Origin of the sequence: Acinetobacter sp. CIP 64.2, from assembly GCF_000369645.1 — a bacterium.
Classification (GTDB): domain Bacteria; phylum Pseudomonadota; class Gammaproteobacteria; order Pseudomonadales; family Moraxellaceae; genus Acinetobacter.
The window spans coordinates 1,070,651-1,084,292 of record NZ_KB850122.1 but is presented as its reverse complement, the minus strand read 5'-3'; the positions used below and the strand labels follow the sequence as shown (position 1 = coordinate 1,084,292).

23 protein-coding genes and 1 pseudogene are annotated in these 13,642 nt (G+C 39.1%); 18 read left to right on the top strand and 6 right to left on the bottom strand.

The features are described 5' to 3' along the window. The first annotated feature begins 219 nt into the window (after positions 1 to 219). The 4 genes and pseudogenes from F895_RS05965 to F895_RS05975 all read left to right on the top strand — a co-directional run bounded on the left by F895_RS05965 (position 220) and on the right by F895_RS05975 (position 3,841). Positions 220 to 1,596: a Do family serine endopeptidase gene (locus F895_RS05965; protein WP_005242636.1), complete on the top strand. Its 1,377-nt coding sequence runs from the start codon at positions 220 to 222 to the stop codon at positions 1,594 to 1,596. A 131-nt stretch (positions 1,597 to 1,727) separates the two neighbouring features. Then, complete coding sequence (locus F895_RS05970) at positions 1,728 to 2,183, top strand: acyl-CoA thioesterase (protein ID WP_005242634.1); 456 nt, start codon at positions 1,728 to 1,730, stop codon at positions 2,181 to 2,183. 163 nt (positions 2,184 to 2,346) lie between these two features. Continuing rightward, positions 2,347 to 2,412 (top strand): annotated as a pseudogene (locus F895_RS20485) (hypothetical protein); the annotation flags it as partial. A gap of 205 nt (positions 2,413 to 2,617) precedes the next feature. Then, positions 2,618 to 3,841 carry a tyrosine-type recombinase/integrase gene (locus F895_RS05975; RefSeq protein WP_005242633.1) on the top strand — a complete coding sequence of 408 codons (1,224 nt, stop codon included), beginning with the start codon at positions 2,618 to 2,620 and terminating at the stop codon, positions 3,839 to 3,841. On the opposite strand, the gene F895_RS05980 is transcribed toward F895_RS05975, so the two are convergent. From F895_RS05980 to F895_RS06005, 6 genes are all read right to left on the bottom strand, one after another. Further along, complete coding sequence (locus tag F895_RS05980) at positions 3,830 to 4,087, bottom strand: hypothetical protein (protein ID WP_005242631.1); 258 nt, start codon at positions 4,085 to 4,087, stop codon at positions 3,830 to 3,832. The two genes, F895_RS05975 and F895_RS05980, sit on opposite strands and share 12 nt — an antisense overlap. Beyond that, positions 4,088 to 4,279, bottom strand: a complete 192-nt coding sequence (locus tag F895_RS05985; RefSeq protein ID WP_005242629.1) for a hypothetical protein — start codon at positions 4,277 to 4,279, stop codon at positions 4,088 to 4,090. It lies immediately after the preceding gene. Next, positions 4,269 to 4,757 carry a hypothetical protein gene (locus F895_RS05990; RefSeq protein WP_227501346.1) on the bottom strand — a complete coding sequence of 163 codons (489 nt, stop codon included), beginning with the start codon at positions 4,755 to 4,757 and terminating at the stop codon, positions 4,269 to 4,271. Before F895_RS05990 ends, F895_RS05985 begins: the two co-directional genes overlap by 11 nt. 105 nt (positions 4,758 to 4,862) lie before the next feature. Then, positions 4,863 to 5,984, bottom strand: a complete 1,122-nt coding sequence (locus F895_RS05995; protein ID WP_005242625.1) for an ATP-binding protein — start codon at positions 5,982 to 5,984, stop codon at positions 4,863 to 4,865. A gap of 2 nt (positions 5,985 to 5,986) precedes the next feature. Continuing rightward, positions 5,987 to 6,451, bottom strand: coding sequence for a hypothetical protein (locus F895_RS06000; RefSeq protein ID WP_005242624.1), 465 nt, complete (start codon positions 6,449 to 6,451; stop codon positions 5,987 to 5,989). Between the two features lie 194 nt (positions 6,452 to 6,645). Then, a complete protein-coding gene (locus tag F895_RS06005; RefSeq protein WP_005242622.1) occupies positions 6,646 to 7,341 on the bottom strand; it encodes a LexA family transcriptional regulator in 696 nt (231 codons plus the stop codon). Between the two features lie 129 nt (positions 7,342 to 7,470). Here F895_RS06005 and F895_RS06010 point away from each other — a divergent pair, with 129 nt between their 5' ends. The 14 genes from F895_RS06010 (at position 7,471) to F895_RS06075 (ending at position 13,618) form a co-directional block, all read left to right on the top strand. Beyond that, positions 7,471 to 7,665, top strand: coding sequence for a hypothetical protein (locus F895_RS06010; RefSeq protein WP_005242613.1), 195 nt, complete (start codon positions 7,471 to 7,473; stop codon positions 7,663 to 7,665). 8 nt (positions 7,666 to 7,673) lie between these two features. Then, positions 7,674 to 8,048: a helix-turn-helix domain-containing protein gene (locus tag F895_RS06015; protein ID WP_005242610.1), complete on the top strand. Its 375-nt coding sequence runs from the start codon at positions 7,674 to 7,676 to the stop codon at positions 8,046 to 8,048. 47 nt (positions 8,049 to 8,095) lie between these two features. Beyond that, positions 8,096 to 8,356, top strand: a complete 261-nt coding sequence (locus tag F895_RS06020; protein WP_005242609.1) for a hypothetical protein — start codon at positions 8,096 to 8,098, stop codon at positions 8,354 to 8,356. Further along, the gene (locus tag F895_RS06025) at positions 8,353 to 8,649 is read left to right on the top strand and encodes a hypothetical protein (protein WP_005242607.1); all 297 of its coding nucleotides are present in this window, start codon (positions 8,353 to 8,355) and stop codon (positions 8,647 to 8,649) included. The genes F895_RS06020 and F895_RS06025 overlap by 4 nt, the downstream gene beginning before the upstream one ends. Further along, positions 8,646 to 9,008, top strand: a complete 363-nt coding sequence (locus tag F895_RS06030) for a hypothetical protein (RefSeq protein WP_005242605.1) — start codon at positions 8,646 to 8,648, stop codon at positions 9,006 to 9,008. Before F895_RS06025 ends, F895_RS06030 begins: the two co-directional genes overlap by 4 nt. After that, on the top strand, positions 9,001 to 9,846 hold the full coding sequence (locus tag F895_RS06035) for a replication protein (RefSeq protein ID WP_005242603.1): 846 nt from the start codon (positions 9,001 to 9,003) through the stop codon (positions 9,844 to 9,846). The genes F895_RS06030 and F895_RS06035 overlap by 8 nt, the downstream gene beginning before the upstream one ends. Then, entirely contained in the window at positions 9,843 to 10,592 is a 750-nt protein-coding gene (locus F895_RS06040; RefSeq protein WP_005242601.1) for an ATP-binding protein, read from the top strand. The genes F895_RS06035 and F895_RS06040 overlap by 4 nt, the downstream gene beginning before the upstream one ends. Further along, entirely contained in the window at positions 10,589 to 10,783 is a 195-nt protein-coding gene (locus F895_RS06045) for a hypothetical protein (protein ID WP_005242599.1), read from the top strand. The genes F895_RS06040 and F895_RS06045 overlap by 4 nt, the downstream gene beginning before the upstream one ends. Then, a complete protein-coding gene (locus tag F895_RS06050) occupies positions 10,780 to 11,145 on the top strand; it encodes an HNH endonuclease (protein WP_005242591.1) in 366 nt (121 codons plus the stop codon). Before F895_RS06045 ends, F895_RS06050 begins: the two co-directional genes overlap by 4 nt. After that, positions 11,142 to 11,432 carry a hypothetical protein gene (locus F895_RS06055; RefSeq protein ID WP_005242589.1) on the top strand — a complete coding sequence of 97 codons (291 nt, stop codon included), beginning with the start codon at positions 11,142 to 11,144 and terminating at the stop codon, positions 11,430 to 11,432. The genes F895_RS06050 and F895_RS06055 overlap by 4 nt, the downstream gene beginning before the upstream one ends. Next, positions 11,429 to 11,845: a hypothetical protein gene (locus F895_RS06060; RefSeq protein WP_005242587.1), complete on the top strand. Its 417-nt coding sequence runs from the start codon at positions 11,429 to 11,431 to the stop codon at positions 11,843 to 11,845. Before F895_RS06055 ends, F895_RS06060 begins: the two co-directional genes overlap by 4 nt. Further along, entirely contained in the window at positions 11,842 to 12,252 is a 411-nt protein-coding gene (locus tag F895_RS06065) for a DUF1064 domain-containing protein (protein ID WP_010589728.1), read from the top strand. The genes F895_RS06060 and F895_RS06065 overlap by 4 nt, the downstream gene beginning before the upstream one ends. A 3-nt stretch (positions 12,253 to 12,255) precedes the next feature. After that, on the top strand, positions 12,256 to 12,693 hold the full coding sequence (locus tag F895_RS06070) for a hypothetical protein (protein ID WP_005242583.1): 438 nt from the start codon (positions 12,256 to 12,258) through the stop codon (positions 12,691 to 12,693). Between the two features lie 358 nt (positions 12,694 to 13,051). Continuing rightward, complete coding sequence (locus tag F895_RS06075) at positions 13,052 to 13,618, top strand: hypothetical protein (protein WP_005242582.1); 567 nt, start codon at positions 13,052 to 13,054, stop codon at positions 13,616 to 13,618. Positions 13,619 to 13,642 lie beyond the last annotated feature (24 nt).

Below are 13,642 nucleotides of genomic sequence, written 5' to 3'. Positions count from 1 at the left end.
CAGTACATTGTTTTAATCTGTGATTAAGCTCCCCAAGATAAAACCATTCTTAGACAGTGGATCATGGCGTGTTTCTCCATAGTTTATTCACATTTCATCATTCTAGATCGTTGTATGCATTGAAAATATAAACATATTTTTACGAAAAGAATGGTAGGGTTATGCTAAAAACATAGACCTAAATCTTATTTTAATCATCAGTATGTGGGTTCTTGCTTCATGAAAAGTCGCTATTTACAACAAGGAATGTATGCTGCGGTATTTACGATAGCAGCATCTCAAGTCAATGCTGCATCGCCAGTAGATTTTTCAAATCTGGTTGAGCAGGTCAGCCCTGCAGTTGTGAGTGTCAATGTTGTCAAGAAAATGACTCAGGAAGAGTTATTGCAACAACAAGTCCCTGAAATTTTACGGCGCTTTTTTGGCAATCAAGTGATTATCCCACAACAGCAAGGGCCTCAAGAAAAAACTGGCTATGGCAGTGCGTTTTTTATTGGTAAGGACGGTTATTTATTAACGAATCGTCATGTGGTTGAAAATGCTTCCCGTATCAGTATTATCCTGAATGACCGTCGGGAGCTTGATGCGACACTTGTGGGAAGTGACGAGCGTACCGATATTGCGCTGCTTAAAGTCAATGGAAATAACTTTCCAGAGTTAAAAATTGGTAATGTTGATCAGCTCCGTGTGGGTGAACCTGTATTGGCAATTGGTTCACCATTTGGTTTTGACTATTCTGCTTCAGCCGGAATTGTCAGTGCGAAATCACGTAATATGAGTGGTGAAACGTCTGTTCCCTTTATTCAAACTGACGCTGCGCTGAATCCGGGTAACTCAGGTGGGCCATTGTTCAACCAACGTGGTGAAGTCGTTGGGGTGAATTCACGTATCTTCAGTGGTACGGGTGGCTATATGGGCTTATCCTTCTCGATTCCAATCGATGTGGCGATGGATGTTGTACAGCAGTTGAAAACAACAGGTAAGGTGACTCGCTCATATTTAGGTATCATGATGCAGGATATTGATCGTAACCTGGCTGAAGCCTATAAATTACCAAAACCAGAAGGTTCACTGATTACTCAGGTTGCACCGAAATCGCCAGCTGAAAAAGCAGGTCTAAAATCGGGTGATGTGATTTTGAAAGCCAATGGTGCTCCAATTTCACGTACTAGCGATTTACTTTATTCCCTTAACCGTATTGCGCCAAATCAAACGGTTCAGTTAGAAATTCTGCGTGATGATAAAACACGTACGATCTCAGCAACATTGGGTACTGCGCCAGATGATACGGCTGCGGATGCTGAGAAAAATAACCCGACTAGTGGTTTGGGTATGAGTATTCGTGATTTAAGCGCAGCTGAACAAGCGCGCTTAGATGTGCGTGGTGGTATCTTGATTCAAGATGTGAAACGTGGTGGTACGGCTTCATTATCCAATCTGGTTGCTGGTGATGTGATTGTACAAGTGAATGGTACAGCAATTACCAATAGCCAGCAGTTTGCAAGAACGGTTTCGGCTTTGCCGAAGAATAGTGTTGCGCGTGTAACGATTATTCGCCAAGGCCAACGTGCAATCCTTGGGTTGCGTTTACCTTAAGATTTAAATTTTATTGAATACTACTTAAATAAAAACCACTCTAGAATTAGGGTGGTTTTTATTTTGAAATCCTGTTGTGTTTAGACTAGTGTAGCTAGCGAAACGTTGGTCGTGATGAAATACGCAAAATTATGAGTACGATTTTTGATTTAAAAATACAGGTTCAGCCTAAACATATCGATGTATTGGGGCATGTCAATAACGTCATTTATATCCAGTGGATGCAAGATGTTGCTTCAGCGCATATCGAGACATTGGGTTTAGGCCTAGCTCAATATCTCGAGCTGAAACACGCCATGGTGGCAGTTGAGCATCACGTACAATATCGCAAGGCAGCACTGGAGGGTGAGGAAATCATTCTACGGACATGGCTGGATGATATTAATGCACTCTATTCATTCCGCCAGTATGCGTTCTATCGCCCTAAAGATCAGAGCATTTTATTTGTTGGCAATACCAAATGGGCGTGCATTGAAATTGCTTCAGGGCGACCAAAGCGGATGTCACCGAGTTTTAGCCAAGCTTACCAGCCAATTGCTGCTGATTTAGATCCAATGGATTTCTCTATTTCATATGAAGCAGTTTGATTGACTTAAATGTGAGTAAATTGTTCAGTCTTCGCAATGAAAGCTTTTATTATTTTGAATACTTTGAAAAGCTGTTCTGTTATAATCCCGAGCAATTTTATTAAACCATTTGGCTCCTTACTTTTCTGAAGTATAGAGCGTTCTATTTTTCTTAAGGTAACCCATGGCGCAAGCTAAAAAATCCGTAGATATCAAAAATATACGCAATTTCTCGATCATTGCTCATATTTATGATTGAAGTGGAGTAGCTAAAAGTCGCTATCGGACACAATAAGTCAAGAAATCAAGTAAAGCCCACATGTTGGGCTTTTTTTCACGGTCACTATCGGACATAATCAGACACTAAGCGAACCTATAAGCAAAGCAAATTATGTACACAAATGAGTACATATTTGAGGGTTTTTCACTGCTCCTTCATTTTAGTGTTAGTATTTATGGCTCTTACAGAATCTTGGTTAAAAGCGCAGCTCGGAAGGGATAGAGATAAGCTAGAAGAATTTTCAGATCGTGATGCCATGGGGGTGAGAATCACACCTAAGGGTAAAGTTATATTTCAATTACGATACCGCTATAACGGGAAACAACACCGGCTTGATCTTGGTTCATATCCTAACATCACTTTAAAAGAAGCCCGTTTAGAGTCGGATCGTTTACGTGCTCTATTGGAAAAAGGCCATGACCCTAAACAAGTAAAATTAAAAGAGCTTTCCAGTATTCAGAATGCTTATACATTTGAAAAACTATTTTCTGAATGGTATGAAAAATTCTGTTTTCCCAACAAAGCTAGTCATCATGATATTAAGCGATCATTCGAAATTTATGTTCTACCAAAATTTGGAAGCCAAAATAGTGATGACATTACAGCTTATCAATGGATCTCATTATTAGAGGATGTTGTTCGTCATAGTCCATCAATTGCAGCACGTTTACTTTTGAATGCTAATCAGTGCTTAAAATGGGGCGGTAAGCGGGGTTTAGTGACTTCTAACCACTTAGCCAACGTCTCAGCAAAACATGACCTTAGAATCGAGAAGAACGTAAAAGAGAGGGCATTAAGTGATTATGAAATTCATATTTCATTTGATGCGTTGAAAAATACAAGAATGGCCGAAAAGAATAAGTTATTTTTAACGATGCTATTGGTATATGGATGCCGGGTGGGTGAGTTAAAATTAGCTAAGAAATCAGATTTTGATTTTGAGAAGAATATTTGGTCAGTACCTGCTGCAAACCATAAAACTGGGAAAAAAACCAAAAAGCCTTTAATTAGACCAATTACAGAAAACATCAAACCATATTTGATTCAAGCAATGAAGTTATCACCTAAATCAGTTTATCTATTCACTGCAGATGGTTCAGATCAGCCACTTGGTGAATCATCACACCTGACAATGCCATATAACATTTTTCAATGGTTAAAGCGGCATAAAGACATAGAAATCCAACATTGGTCAGTGCATGACTTAAGACGTACCATGAGAACGAACATGTCTACGATCGCACAGCCGCATGTATGTGAGATTATGCTAGGGCATGCATTGCCTAAAATTTGGGGAACATACGATAAGCATGATTATTTAGACGAGCAATATCAAGCCTATACAAAATGGGTGGAGCGTTTAGAAAATATATGGAAAGATGAAACGCTAGCGGGCTAGCGTTTTTTTCTTTTTGCGAAGTGGTAACGATTGAAACCATGTAAGGATTTTACCTGAGTCATAATTGTTGCCTGAATTACGACAAGCAGAGAATGGCTTAGGCATAGGGTTCTCAAATTCTTCCTCATCTTGCCAGCGACATAATGTACGTGATGAGCGTTTAAGAATTTGCTCAAGATCCGACGTTTTTAATACTGGTTCTGACTTCAAAGCCTCTTCAATTGTCATACCTTGAAAACTAGCCATTTATTTACCCTCCGCATCTGCTTTCTTTCTTGTGTCATAGTCAATGATTGCCTCAGCTTCAATAATGAATTCTTTTTTACAGTGCTTACATTTGCATTCAAATTCACCAGGTTTATTCCAATCATCCTCATGTGCACAATCTTCGATATTATGACCATAGGCACAATATGGACAGTTAAAGTCATAAGCCATCTTTTCCGCCCCTTGCTGCTTCTACAGCTGCATTCAAAATCTTTTCACCATCTAACCGAAATACATCCGCAGTGATTCCGCTTGCTTCGACTTGTTGTTCAACCATCTTTTCAATAGCAACGATTGTTGCGTTGTTTACTGGCACCACCACGCACCCTTCAAGCATTTTATTCATGTGACTTACAGCTTTAATCCACATCGACCATGCTGTATTCACCAACTCATAAGCATGTTGTGCTTCATTATCAAAAGCTGAATCATCAAATTGCTCTGCATTGAATGAAGTGTTTACATTTTTGAGAACATAATTCCCTAGATCCATGTCGAACTTTAGAAATTCAAAGAGATTAGGAAGCCAATAGTGTTGTTCAAATGCTGACAATTGTTCTTTCCAGAATGACTGTTTTTTTTCCAATGCTGATGCATCAATTATGTTATTCACGTTATTTTCTCCAAATTGATTCTTTAAATTTGACATTGGCAACCAACGCCGTTACTTCTGATTCATTCACATTTTGAAAAATGTGAGTCATATTTCCCCCGAATACATAAAGTATTCGGGTTAGAGTGGAGTAGTTGAATTTCATGACTTAACACCTTCTTTGGCCATCTTTTCGATGTCTTGTTTTACGGCGTTAAGGGTTTTAACTTCGATTTGCAAAAGGTTGTCGATGCCTAGATGTTCACAGACAGTTTTGGTATCCAGACCACGCTCATCAATGAACCCAAGCAGCTCATCACGTTGAGCATTGTTAATGCCTTGAAACTCAGGCTGACCGATCCATTTGTTTTGATTCTTATCGAATGTGCACCCAAGTTCTTTAGATCGAGCAAGCATGATTTGACGCATGTTTTGGTAATACATGTGATCTTTGCTTAATGACTCAGTGAGTTGATTTAGATCGCCAGCATGCTCAGCTTCAGCACAGCTTTGTTGCCAGTTTGTTAAATCCTCGACAGCCTTAGTCAGTGCTAATTGTTCAGGTGTAAGGGTGTTGATATGGTCCTTAGCCGATTTAATAAGATCAGCTAGGAATGTTGGATTAGCTTTGAGATCAGGTACCCATACTTCACCAGTTTCACCACCTAAAGCACCTGAGTTTTTTGCATGGTGGGTAGGTGATGGCTTGAAGCTGATAACACGTGCATTCTTTCCTTCACCAGTGGTGACAGTTGTTAAATACCCCATAATGTCAGCAATACGGTAAAGCTCATTACGGTTTTTACCGCCTAGATCTGGACGATAGATAACTTGATCGCCGTTTTGATCTTCTGAGGCATGAGCAATGAAAACAACGTCTTTCCCAAGGCTGATCAATGTATTGATGTATTGCTTAAATGTTTGGTTAGCCAATCCCTGAGCTTTTAATTTAAGTGCGCCATCTTTCTGGCGGTTATTTGCAGTTAAGAGTAGGTGAGTCTTAATGCTTTCAAGCATGGCCCCAACTGTATCGATTACCACGGTGTTATATGCAGCCAAATCACTTGGTGTTAGGTCAACAACATCTTTCCATTGCTGAACTTGAACCACTGCGCCACGGCGTAGCTCACCGGTACGATGTGAACCACGGTCAAAGTCAAATGAAATGGCCTTGTCTGCAGTAAAGCCCATTGAGGTTTTACCAAGACCCGGATCAGCATAAATGTATGTGATGATTGCATTAACCTGCAAAGGTTGATCAGCACTAATGATATTGATAGCCATGATTACACCCCTTCAACCATTTTGTTTTTTTCGATGTGAGCTGTGATGACGGTGATCATATTTCTGATGTCATCTTTATTTGTGAAGACGTTATATTCTTTGCCATCTGGTGTGAGAATGCGTTCTACAGCAAAGTTATTGATAAATACCGCTTCATCTTTGCTGCCAAGCATTCCGTTATCATCTGCTACAACCTCAAAGTCAAAACCTGAATACACACGAAAGCCATCAAGATTGACCACTGCATTACCAGTTGATTCAGATGTGATTTGTACAGCCAGAACGCCGTAATCAGAATGTGTATTTCCGAAGCTATAAGTAGGTGCTTCTGGTTGAGGCTGAGAGTGGGTTAGTTTGGTACCGATTAAAGCACCACCTCCAACAAAGCCAGTGGCAATTGCCCATGAAGTAAGCATTACTTTCCCGAACTGGAAAGAAGGGTTGTTGTTAAAAGCAATTTGTTTCATAATCTTCTCGCTCTTTGAGTAAAAGCCCTTTTTTTGATGTCTAGTCTGGAAGGGCTTTTTTACGGTTAAAACAAAATGTGTTATGACAATATAAAACAAACCGTTTTAAAAGGTCAAGATTTTTATAAAACAAAATGTGTTGATTTTTATAAGCGAAAAAAAACCGCCATAAGGCGGTATCTGTAGAAGTTCATTTAATCGTAATGAATATCTTGAAGTGGCAAAGTAGGGTAGTCATGTACATGCCTACTTGGTGGAACAATATCAGTTACTGCAACAATTGCTTCAACCTCATCCATATCAAAAGTTGTTCTCTTTTCTCCGTTCACGGCTAATAAATGGAGTACTTCATTCACTATACCAATAAATTCTTTAACTGTTCTGCGTCCATCCTTTAATTGTACCTCGACAAATTCCGTTGGTGTTGGTGTTGCATCAGGATCGCAAACAATATACCAACCGTTACGGATTGCTGGATACATTGAATCACCTGTTCCTTTTACGGCATAGGCATGTAAACCTGCTGTGAGAGAAGGAACATAACCATCTCCACCATTACCACCATATCCCATTTCTGTGTAATAACCGTCATAACCCATTTTTGTATAAGACTTAACTGGAACCCATCCCCCAACTCTTGGCGAATGATTCACTTTCTTTTCTGAACAAACTTTCTCTATAGATGGTGTACCTTGACCTGTAAGTATCCATGCATAGTCTAATTTTAATTTTTGAGAAACTTGCAACCCCCCCTTTTTGGAAATCCCTCGCTTATCCCAGTTATACACAAGTTGAGAATCAACATCTAAAAGTGTGGCTAATGAATTTGCATTCAGACCAGTCTCATCATAAATGCGCTGCATGGTCGGGTGTAGCTCTTTATCACTCATAATAAAACAACCAAAAACAATTAAATTAATTTTCTCAAAAAAAACACAATCTGTGTCAAACAAAGTGATTGACCATAAAAACAAACTGTTTTATATTTATAAAACAAATTGTTTTATGTGGATTTACTTATGGATTCAATCCAAGCAGATCGCGAGTTAATAGAAGCGAATGGCGGGGCTTCTGTACTTGCACGAAAACTCAAATATAGAACCCAACGTGTTCAAAATTGGACAGTTAGAGGTATTCCGCCAAAAGAAAAGCTTTTACATCCTGAGATTTTTTTAAAGAAGAAATCTCGTACAAATAATGAAAAAGCAGCTTAGGAACAATCATGAGCAAAGTATCACCAGAATTATCCGCAAGGGCTAGAAATGAAGTTTCTAGAGTTTTGCAATCCCTTGCATCAAGTAACCAAAGTCAGGTTGCTGAGCAAATGGGGATTGATCCAAGCACATTATCAAGAATGAAAAATGATAGAAAATCCAATGGTTTGACTGAGCTTGAGAACTGTTTAGTTCTGTTGGACGTTCTTGGATTTAAAACAGTCCTCAAAAAATATCGAATGATTAGTGAGGAAAAGTTGAATGCACTTTTTGTGATGTCAAAAGCGTGGATGGAAAGCAAGCAAACAATTGACGATCTTTTTCAAGATGACATTGAAGATTTCGGCATGTGTTTTGAGCTTGGATACAAAGAAAAAGCCTGATGGTCTAGATCAGGCTTCAATGTTCATTAACCGATGAGATCAAGAACATGACAAATATATCAAATCAAGAAACGGCGGACAAGAGCATTGGGTTTCGCCCTGGTAACGCCGTAGTGATTAAAACATCCCTTGAGTTAGTGGACCGTACTATCGATACGGATGAAATTTTTATCGTTTTAAAAGTTAAGGCAAGCGGGATCAAAATTTTAACAGAAGGGCGAATTGTAACGGTAGCCAGTACAGAGATTCGATTAGCAACCAAGGCTGAACGAGAAGCGAAAAAACGTTTGATTCAGGGGGCTGTATGACCAGTTTCACACAGCAAATGAAGGATTCTCGTCAACAGAGCGAAATTCAATCATTTTATGAGCCTGCTTTGCATTTACTTGGTCATATTTTTGAGATGAAGAAGCAAAGTTTACGAAGTAAAGGCTATGACGAAAACAATGCTGCCGTCTCAAAAGAAGAGCTTGTGCAGTCCATGGCGCGTCAATTCAGAATTACACAATGGCTAGCGCAGCAAGTAGTAACAAGCTTGGTTAAGGCTGATTGTGTTCAATCATTTGGTGGCTATGTTAAGCCAAAGGATAGTGAGGCATGAAAAAACTTAAACAAAAAAAACAGGACATCACTGTTTCATCAGCACCTATTGAAACAACGATAGCTCTTGAGCAGCCAGTAAAAATATTCACGGCGAAAGAACTTGCTGCTATGCCTTTGTCTGTCATGAATACTGCGATTGAGGCTCAAGAAAAATTTTACATGCTTGAAGAAACTACGCATATGGGGGGGCAAGCTATAAGAGTTCGCCGTCTTATGGAAGATGGGCATTTGTTGATTCAAGTAAAAGAGAAGTCACGTACACGATACAAGATCAACAACGAGTTTATTCCGCCAAGAATTATTCGTCAGCTTGCATACCGTGGTTTGGTAAAGTTAGGAGGCGAGTTGCATGAGTAATTTTATCTCTAATGCATTTATGCTTCCTAATGACCTGATTGATAAGGGTTATATGGCGCTAATGAAAGGGCCTGCATTGGCTTGTTATTTGTATATCGCCCGGAAAACACGTGGGTGGAATAAATCAACCGATAGTATTAGTGTTTCTCAGCTTGTCGATGGTACTGGGTATAACAAGGATTCTGTTCTAAAAGGCTGTGAAAAGTTAGTCGATCTAGGGATTATTGTCAGAACATCATTTGCAAATCAGCCAGCAAAATACGACCTAACTGACAGTATTTTTGCAGTCGATATTTTAGATAGCGAAAAAATCGCAGGCGAAAATATAGATAGCAAATCTGATTCTGCAGTCGAATCTTTAGAGAGCACAGTCGATATTTTAGATAGCGTGCACTCTAAAATATCGACCCACAATAACAACTATAAAACAACTAATATAAAAACAAATATTAATACACGCGTAGAAACCAAAAGTGTTCCTGAAAAACTTAAAAAACAGAAGCAGAATTCTTACGATGCAAAAACGATTGAATTGCCAAATTCGGTAGACCGTAATCTATGGAACCAATTTGTTGATATGCGAGTTGGGATTAAAAAACCACTCACTGAAAACGCCGTAAATCTAATTCTTAAAAAACTTGAGTCATTTGGAGCTTTGGCAAATCAATCTCTGGAAAACTCAATCATTGGGAATTATCAAGGTGTATTTCAACCAAAACATGAATCCCACTCAAGCACACCATCATCAAACAACCATCGAAATGTCAACGACGCATGGGGCAATGTAAAACAATATGCGCCTGCTTCTGATGATATTGATCTAGGAGGCATGGTATGAATGCGTTTGCAAATCAATTAATTAAAAAAATCACAAATTCTGATCGCTTTTGTGAAAAACACAAAGAGCGAATGATTAGTGTTGGTGGGCGTGATTTCTGTAAAACATGTGCATCGGCTGCTTATGATCGCGCTCAAAAAGAGCATTTCCAGTCTGTAAACCAAATGGTTCGTGAAAAACACTTCGTAGGTGCAATGCTTCCTGTTCGCCACGCTGAAAGTGGATTTAAGAATTATTCGGTTAGCAACGATGGACAGAAAAATGCCAAAGCTCAATGCCATGCATTTGCAAAAGATTTCAATGCCGGAGTCAAGCGCAACCTGATTATGGTTGGTCGTACAGGGACGGGTAAAACTCATTTGTCATGTGCGATTGCTCGCAACGTTTTAGATCAACGTAGCTATGTTCGTTATACGACATCTGAAGACATGGCAAACGATATAGCAAATGCTTGGACAAAGGCAGACGACAGTGAAGCAAGAGCCGTATGGAGGTTCACTGATTATGATCTTTTAATCATTGATGAATATGGTCTGCATGATCAGCACGAAAGCCGACTGCAGTTGGTCCACAAAGTTTTATATGCACGTTATGACGCTAAAAAACCAACTTTGCTTATTTCAAACTGGACAGAAGCTCAATTGAAAGAAAGCTTGGGTGATCGCTTGTGGTCTCGCTTTCAACATGATGGCCTAACGATTGTGGAATGCAACTGGGCTGATAATCGTGTGGGGGGTGGCCTATGAAGATAACCCTCACAAATTCCGACATTCGTTTCTTTTTAGTGATGTTGGCCAACATTAAACGCCGTCCACACTACGAAAAAATCGTTGTTCGCCAAGTGATCAACGCATTTCACTACAACACAGAACATCAACTTAAAACAGAAATATTAAATCTTGCTGATTTGAGCAGACATGACGGAGAAGGGCGATGAAATTAACCAAAGCTCAAAGAGCAGATATAAAAATGAAGTTTGGTGGCAAGTGCTCTTATTGCGGCGAGTTGCTTGGAGAGAAATGGCAGGCTGATCATTTGATTCCAATTCGTAGAAATGGTGATGGCACCTGCATGAACCCTGAACATGATGTGATTGAGAACCTTATGCCTGCCTGTGCTATTTGCAACAAGAATAAACACTCATTTACTTTGGAGTTTTGGCGTAAGCAGCTTGAAGATTCAAATCGAAAGTTACGTGATTACGTGGCTAATTACCGTCTAGCTTTAATGTTTGGTCAAGTTCAAGAGACAACAAGCCAGATCGTTTTTCATTTCGAAAAGTGGGAGCAAAGCCAATGAACGCGATCAATCAACTTAAATCTAGTGTTGCAGATCAACAGGAAGAATTGGCAAGGCATTCAAATTGGGCCATTGATGAGGCATACAAGTTAGGTCAATCAGAAGATGTATCGGCAACCAAAGCGGAATTAGAAGAAACACTCAAACATGCACAAGAAGCTTATGAGTTTTTCAAAGTGGTTATGAATCGCTTTTGCATTTCAGAGAATCATCTGGAAAGCACAACAAAGAGCTACTTGCGTGAGATTGGCAATCAGCTAGGCCAGATTAAAGGAATTAAAAAATGACTAATGCGATCAATAAGAATGAGGTGAGCATGTTTAAGGTCGGGGAATCAGTAGTTTTAAAGAACAGCAGTCAAAACAGGGTTATGAAGATTCAAGCATACAACGATGAGTTTATTCGGGCTTATTGGAGTAAAAACGAATATTCATTTTCGCATGAGTCCAACTTTAGACACGCCACCCAAGAAGAAATCGCAGCAGGCCACAGAATTGACAATCAAAAATGCAAACACGGATATGACATTACCTGCTTGCTTTGCGGTTTTGGCACTGTAGATGGGAAGCGTGTTTATCACCAGTGGGCAAAAGAACGTCCAATTTCACGCAAACGTGCACGCAAGCTTCGCAAACGACACGGCGTAAGTGTGTACTTTTCTAAGCGTCTTGAGTGCTTAGTATGGGTGAAAACTGCATGAATACAATGAGCATCGATCAGTACCGCCGTGAAATTCTTAAGCAATGTGAAAAGCCTAAGGCCGCTAAACGCAACAAATTCAATGCCCAAAAGGTGGAACTGGATGGAATGACGTTTGATAGCAAGAAAGAACACAAGCGGTACATCGAGCTTAAAGCCTTGCAGCAACGTGGGGAGATTACCAGTCTAGAGCATCACACTAAATTTGAACTGGCACCTAAAACGAAATTGGAAGGTGAGAAACGGGCAAAGCCAGCATTACGTTATTTTGTTGATTTCACATACTACATAGCAGATAAATACATAGTTGAAGATGTGAAGTCAGTAGCAACTAGAAATTTACCAAGCTATCGCACTAAAAAACACTTAATGAAAACGGTTCACGGCATTGATATTAAAGAGGTATGAACAATGAATGCAATCACTACAAATAAAACCATGGACTGGTCTAAGTACACAATTGACGGATGGTTAGAGCAGTTCGGCGCTTGGTGTGAAACTGTGCGCATGAAGGGAGGTGATTTACCAGATGGTTTGCATATCAATCAAATCTACTGGTTGATGCGTGAAGCGGGCAAGGATTTACCAAAAAGCAAGTCTTATATTCGTTGTGAGATCAACGATTATGAAGCAGATCAAGTGCAGGCTTTATTGCGAAGTATTTTTAAGTCTGATTCAGTAGATTATCAAGCCAAGTATGCAGTAATGTGTTTAATCAAACATAAGGTCGAGAACAGATCATTAAGTGGTGTTGCTACTCTAACCAATCAGAGCAAGCCGATTGCACATATGATGATTAATTGTGGGCGTTTTTTCCTTCACTCAAGAGATAATCGGTTGAAAATTTGAGGACTATTGACTGGTATACCGACGAATGCTATATTTCTGTTATAGTGGAAGAAGTTATAGTAATTCACTGTATATCACACAAGTGATTAAGAAGTTCTTATTGAAGTACGTTTGCAAATGCAGATTCTTAAATATCACATAAGTGATTACTGTGTAAAAGCTCATCGAAAGTTGGGCTTTTTTTATAAAAATATATTTTCATATGGCTTATTCTTAAAATATTAGATTGCTGGTTGATTCATATTTACAAAGATAAAAATAAAGTATTTTTAATAGATTATTTTCTTGATATATTGGATTTGCTATAAAATAGCAAAATTCATAAATCATTTTAAAAATATATAAAAAAGGAAATATTATGTCTAAGTGCTTTCCACATTTAACACTTTCACTTGAAGAAGTCATTAATAATCACGATGGAATGTGTGTAATTATTAATCGAGCTTACTTTGGATTCTTAAGCCTTGGGAGTGGTTTGGATTCAGTTGGCGATACAATAGCTGTTGCATATGAAACAGATGACTATGAAAAATGGATGAGAGACAGTACTTGTATTTGGCAAATTAGCCAAGCACCTGAAGGTTATTACTTTAAAAACGAACGTGCTCCTGGAGAAGAATTTTATTTATTCCGTGGGGCGGATAGAGATCAGGGGGATTACACGATTTATGGGGAGTCAGAATGGCATGATGATAGAAAGAAACGAACCCAATTTGACATAATGCCTATACCTGTATTGCATGATGGTGGTCCACCTGCTCCGATAAGCCATTATATAACTGTAGGAGACGATAGTTTTTATGGAAGAGGATATTACTTAAAATCTGGCGTTGCAAAAAGCGAATCGGGTAGTCATCAGGTATATGCCACTTTGAACCATACTGGTGATCATAGAGATGAATGGTACTTGTTTGCTGTGCCTTAATTTTAAAAAAGTATTGAAATAGCC